The 2,759-nt window shown below is 75.1% G+C and carries 2 protein-coding genes; both read right to left on the bottom strand.

Translation table 11 applies throughout. The features are described from left to right. Nucleotides 1-962: serine/threonine-protein kinase (locus EBO15_RS43130; protein WP_147481934.1), on the bottom strand; the 962-nt coding region annotated here is incomplete at its 3' end. Beyond that, nucleotides 922-2,475, bottom strand: a complete 1,554-nt coding sequence (locus EBO15_RS43125) for a phospholipid carrier-dependent glycosyltransferase (protein WP_147481933.1) — start codon at nucleotides 2,473-2,475, stop codon at nucleotides 922-924. The genes EBO15_RS43125 and EBO15_RS43130, both read right to left, overlap by 41 nt. Nucleotides 2,476-2,759 lie beyond the last annotated feature (284 nt).

The following is a 2,759-nucleotide window of genomic DNA, read 5'->3' as shown; positions in this document are numbered from 1 at the left end:
AGCGGGAGCCTCCGGCGGCCGGGCGCGGGGGCGGCGGCCGTCCTGCGGCGGTTCGATCCGGACGCCCGGGCCGGGGCCGGGGCGGCCTTGCGGCGGCGACCGGACACACCGGACGCGCCAGACGAACCGGAGGGAGCGGAGACCGGGAACCGGTCGGGGGAGGCGAGGTCGGCGAGGACGCGGCGGCCGCGCGGCTCCCAGTCCGCGCCGAACGCGGCGTAGGCGGTCTTCTCGACCTCGTCCGCGAACAGCGCGGCGTCGGACGGCCGGACGCGCGGGTCCTTGGCCATGCCGGACGCGACGAGCGGCCGCAGCGGCTCGGGGACGTCCTCCTGCGGGACGGCCGCGCCGAGGTGGCCCGCCTCCGGGTCGCCGTAGGGCCGGTGCCCGGCGACGGCCTCGAAGAAGACGCAGGTCACGGCGTAGACGTCCGACGTGGGTGAGGTCTCGCCGCCGTGCCACAGCTCGGGCGCGCGGTACAGCGGGGACGCGGTCCCGGCGTGGTCGGCGACCCCGAAGTCGACCAGGACGGCGCGTCCGCTGTCCCGGACGAGGACGTCGCCGGGCGTGCAGTCGCCGTGGACGACCCCGACGGCGTGCGCGGACGCGAGCCCGAGCAGCGCGTCCCGCAGCAGGACCAGTCCGGCCTCCGGCGTCGTCCGCCGCTCCCGGCGCAGGATCTCGCGCAGGCCGACGCCGTCGACCCGTTCCATGATCACGGCGGTGCCGCCCGCGTTCTCCACGAGCTGGTAGGGGCGCGCGACGCGCGGGTCGCGCAACCGCCCGAGCGCGCCGGCCTCCCGCCGGAACCGCTCGCGCGCCGTGCCGCTCGCCGCGGGCTCCAGGTACCGGACGACCACGGTGGACCCGGACGTGCCGTGCCGCGCGAGGACCGTCCGCCCGTGCCGTCCCCGGCCGAGCTCACGGACCTCCTCGAACCCCGCGACCCGCCACTGTGCCACCCCGACCCCCTTCGGCCTCCCCGCGGACCGTCCCGGAGGCGACGGAGGGGGAGCTGATCTGTCCGGGATTATTGCGTGATGCGCAGCTCAACGCGAGTGCGAGGCACCCGAACGGGACCGCCGTGAGGACGTACCGGTAGTCGAACTCGGCGGTGGCGGCGGGCAGGACGATCAGCCCGGCCGCCGCGACCCAGGGGCCGGCGGCGAGCCGCCCGGGCGGACCACGCCTGACCAGCGCCACGACCAGTCCGGCCAGCAGGACCGCCCCGACCATCGTCCCGCGCAGGAACACGACGCCCTGGTAGGCGTGCGCGAGCCCCGCCCAAGGCTGGTAGACCCGCGTCCGGACGGGCCCGAGCTCGTACCGCGCGGCCCTCCGGTACAGATTTCTCACGTACTTGCTGTTGGGGTTCGCGGCGAGCTCCGCCGGGCGTGTCCCGAACAGGTAGCGGTCGTAGGTGAGTCGGTCGGGGAAGACCGTCCGGTCCCACGCGAAGGCGCGCAGGGTGTCATGGCCGACGGCCCTCAGGTAGTCGAGGGGCTGCGCCGAGATCGCGCGCAGCGCGAACCGCTGGGCCAGCCGGTTCTTGCGGACGCTGTACCGGGCGCCGTGGATCCTGTTCAGGGGCGACGACCCCCGCCAGATGTAGTTCTGCGAGATCATCCGCCGCTCCGGCGGGATCTTCGTGCACAGCCGCCGCAGCTCCGGGGGCGGCCGCATCTTCGGGCACTCGGCGAACGCCATGACGCGTCCGTACAGGAACACGCCCGTGCTGCGGCTGAGCCCGAACTCCCCGTAGACCGACGAGAACCACAGCCCGTACGCGAAGACCGGCGTGGCGCAGGCCGCGAGCGCGAGCCCCGTCGCCCCGGCCCGCTTCCACCACGCGAGCGGCCCCATCAGCGACTTCAGCAAGGGCACCCGAAGCAGGACGGCCAGGACCACTCCCACCGCGATCGCGATTCCCGTAGGCCGCGTGACGACCGACAGGCCCGCGCACAGCCCTCCGGCTACGACCGCCCACAACGGAGGAGGGCTCCGCCACAGCACCAGGGCCAGGGCGGCCATCCCGAACAGCAGGAACAGCGTGTCCGACAGGACGAGCCGTTCGAGTTCGATCTCGTAGGCGTCGAAGAGCACCGGCGCCGCCGCGAGCGTCGCGCCCCACCGGGGCACCCCGCACCGGCACGCGACCGCGTACACGAGGACGGCGACGAGCAGCCCCATCACATGCTGGGTCGCCATGACCAGCGTCAGGCTGTGGAACGGTTTCAGCAGCCACAGGTACAGGGAGTACCCGCTGGGGCGGGGCAGGCCGGGTGTGCCGGTGACGGCCTCGTCGAGGTAGGTGATGCTGTCGGTGAACCAGATCGCGGGCCGGTACCCCAGTGCCGCGACCACGCGGAACAGGGCGGCGACCAGCAGGACCAGCAGGAACGGGGCGTGCCCGCCGAGTCGTCCCCTGGACGGGGTGAGGGGGATCCCGGGCCGGTCGAGCGTGCTTCCGGGCACGGCGACGGCCCCCCGGTGCCCGCGGAGACCGGTCCTGGACCGTCCCTGGAGCGGCCGGAGCCTCGGCTCGCCGTCCGCGGCGAACGGCCGGAGCCGCCGGAGCCGCGCCCAAACCACCGCCGATCACCCCCGAAGGGGGATCTACCGGTAAACCGGGAAAGCCGACCCTCCCGGCGGGCAATCACCTCCTCAAGACTCGCCCCCGCCTCCCGCGCCGCCGCCCGGCGCGCCGCCCTGCCCGCCCGGCGTGTCGGCGGCCTCGCCGTCCCGGGGGGCGGGCGCGA

It is taken from the genome of Actinomadura harenae (assembly GCF_003696215.1).
Classification (GTDB): domain Bacteria; phylum Actinomycetota; class Actinomycetes; order Streptosporangiales; family Streptosporangiaceae; genus Spirillospora; species Spirillospora harenae.
This window is presented reverse-complemented; position numbering and strand designations above follow the sequence as displayed.